We start from the raw sequence: 3,195 nt of genomic DNA, 5'->3' as shown, positions 1-3,195 counted from the left end.
TCCGGGCCCTGGGGAGGTGTTGGTGAAGGTCCTCGCCTGCGGCGTGTGTCACACCGACCTTCACGCGGCCGACGGCGACTGGCCGGCAAAGCCGAAGCTGCCGTTCGTGCCGGGGCATGAAGTTGCGGGCGTCGTTGCGGCGCTTGGTCCCGGAGTGAGCCGCCTAAAGGAGGGCGATTCCGTCGGCGTCGCGTGGCTTCACGACTCCTGCCTACGCTGCGAATACTGCGAGACCGGTTGGGAAACGCTCTGCGCGCATCAGCACAACACCGGTTACAGCTGCGACGGCGGCTTCGCCGAATATGTCATCGCCAGCGAAACGTTCACCGCCAGGTTGCCAAGAAACGTGGATTACGCGCGCATCGCCCCGATCCTGTGCGCCGGCGTCACGACCTACAAGGGACTGAGAGAAACCGAAGCGAAGCCGGGCGAATGGGTCGCGATCTCCGGCGTCGGCGGCCTTGGCCATCTCGCGATCCAATATGCCAAGGCGATGGGGCTGCGCGTGGCGGCGCTCGACGTCACGGCCGACAAGCTCGCGCTCGCCAAAGCGGCGGGGGCCGAGGTCGCGGTGGACGCGCGCTCGCCCGAGGCAGTGCTGGAGATTGTCGGGGCGACCGGAGGCGGGGCGCATGGTGTCCTCGTCACCGCCGTCTCCCCGCCTGCCTTCTCGCAGGCGCTCCGCATCGTGCGCCGCAAAGGAACGGTCGCGCTTGTCGGGCTTCCCCCCGGGGAGTTTCCTACGCCGATTTTCGACGTCGTGCTTAAGCGGATCACGGTGCGGGGCTCGATCGTCGGCAACCGGCGCGATCTCGATGAAGCGATCGCCTTCGCCGCGCAAGGCAAGGTCAGCGCGGATGTCGAGACGGCGCCGCTCGACAGCATCAACACGATCTTTGCCGACCTGAAGGCCGGCCGGGTCAAGGGACGCATGGTGCTGGATCTTGCCGCCGAGGAAAACCGGTGGATCGCGCCGAAGACCCTCGAGCTCGCCGATAGCTGGACGGCATAGGGTTGAATGGCCGGAATGAACATGAGCGAAGGAAAATTGTTTAGAGGAGTCGACGATGCTTGAGCAAGCTGTGGAGTACTGGACGGACGCCTGGCAGCGGAGCGTCCTGACGCTCGAAGCTCTGAACGAGCGGGGAAACATTCATCTCGCCCAGGCGGCGAAGGAGGTCCCCAACGTACTGAACTTCGACAACGAGCTCGTCCTTGACGGACGAAAGCTGCCGCGCCCGGTCAACTACGGACTCGTTCGCATCCTTCCGCCCGACCGCTCCGCCGTGGATCCGGCCAAACCTCCGATCGTCGTCGTCGATCCGCGCGCGGGCCACGGTCCGGGCATCGGGGGCATGAAGCCCGAGAGTGAAATCGGCGTGGCGATCCGCGCCGGCCATGCCTGCTACTTCGTCGGCTTTTCGCCCGAGCCGATGCCTGGCCAGACGATCGAGGACGTCTGCCACGCCGAGGCGGCCTTCGTCGAGGAGGTCGCCCGGCGCCACCCCGATGCCGAGAGCAAGCCCATCGTCATCGCCAATTGCCAGGCCGGCTGGCAGACCATGATGACGGCCGCGATTGCCCCGGACCTCATGGGCCCAATCCTGGTTGCAGGATCGCCCATGTCCTATTGGGCTGGGGTGCGCGGGAAGAACCCGATGCGCTATCTGGGAGGCATTTTCGGCGGCTCGTGGGCGACCGCTCTTTCAAACGACGTCGGCGCGGGCAAGTTCGACGGCGCGAGCCTCATCGCCAACTTCGAGCTCGCCAATCTCGCGAACACCTTTTGGACCAAGGAATACAACGTCTATTCCAACGTCGATGCCGAGAAGGAGCGCTTCCTCTCGTTCGAGACTTGGTGGGGCAGCCCGGTCCTGCTGAACGGCGGCGAGATGCAATGGATCGTCGACAATCTGTTCGTCGGCAACAAGCTGTCGACCGGGCAGATCCGCACGACGGACGGGGTCCGGGTCGATCTCAGAAACATCAAGTCGCCAATCGTCGTCTTCTGCTCGTGGGGCGACAACGTGACCCCGCCGCAGCAGGCCCTGGACTGGATTCTCGACCTCTACGACAACGTCGACGAGATCGTCGCCAACGGGCAGACGATCATCTACTCGCTGCACCATAGCATCGGGCACTTGGGGATTTTCGTTTCCGGCCAGATCGCCTCGAAGGAATACCGGGAGTTCGTCTCCTGCATGGACATGATCGAGGCGACGCCGCCTGGACTCTATGAGGCGCTCATCACGGACGTCGGCGAGGATACCGAGAACCGCGAGCTCATCGATGGCAAGTACCTTTTCCGGCTCGAGAAGCGAACGCTCGAAGACATCCGCGCCTTCGGCGTCAACAGCCCGGAAGACGAGAGGGTGCGAACCAAAGCTGTGCAATTAAGCGGCGAGGTTTCGTGATACGTTTGGTCGGTTACGATTTGCGGGACTGGGAGGGTTGGGGGCGAGCGCGGCCCAATAGTCTGGCCAATCGCCGTTGAGGCGGTTGATCGCAGCGCGAGCATGTGCGCCGCGTGCTCGACGCGCCACCAGGCTCCGGGGAGCTTGAGGCGTTTTTGAGCGACGTAACGATGCGCGCTTTCGATTTCGCCGGAGCCGATCGGAAGCCCTTCGGCCAGGGCCTGGCGGTATTTCAATTGGTCTGCGCGACCGCTCAGATAGCGATGGCATGCCCTCACCGGGGCTTGGTCGTCGCTCGTCTCGGGCGGTTCGCGATGGGGAGCGAGGGCGCCCAGGACCTCGTCCAAGCGCCCCGTCTTCAGGGCGTTCTCTCGCGCCTCCATCCAGGCTTCGCGGGCTTCCGGCTCCGGCGCGATCGTCTTGGCGGCTTCGCTCAGATACTCGCAAACATGATAGAAATCAATCAAATAGCTGCCCTGGGCGCCGAACTGTTGCTCGATCTGGCCGACGATCCACGGCGCGCCGTCCCCAACCGCGTGAACCCGCGATTCCGTCCCGAAGCCCGCCCGCACCGCGCAGGTCAAGAGGTGTCGCCCCGCCGCCTCCGCGCCGCCCTCGATCCCGCCTCCATAGATCGGCGTCCGGCTCCCCTTGGCGTGCGCAAGCGAAATCTTGGCCTCTCTCCACGACAGCGTCTTCCCCTTGCGCTTGTCCTTCTGGCTCGCGTCCGGCTCCACGACAGGAATCATGCCCCCGTCGGTCTGTGCGACGATCTGCTTGT

1 protein-coding gene and 1 pseudogene are annotated in these 3,195 nt (G+C 64.6%); both read left to right on the top strand.

Annotation, left to right across the window (positions count from 1 at the left end):
* The coding region (gene adhP / locus ACLP25_RS01325) for an alcohol dehydrogenase AdhP (protein ID WP_442467450.1) at positions 1-1,012 on the top strand (1,012 nt) is incomplete at its 5' end.
* Between the two features lie 55 nt (positions 1,013-1,067).
* Positions 1,068-2,399, top strand: a pseudogene (locus tag ACLP25_RS01320) (DUF3141 domain-containing protein); the annotation flags it as partial.
* Between the last annotated feature and the right edge of the window lie 796 nt (positions 2,400-3,195).

The organism is Roseiarcus sp., from assembly GCF_052145395.1.
Lineage (GTDB): Bacteria > Pseudomonadota > Alphaproteobacteria > Rhizobiales > Beijerinckiaceae > Roseiarcus.
Note: the sequence above shows the minus strand (reverse complement) of the source record. Positions and strands in the feature narration are given on the sequence as shown.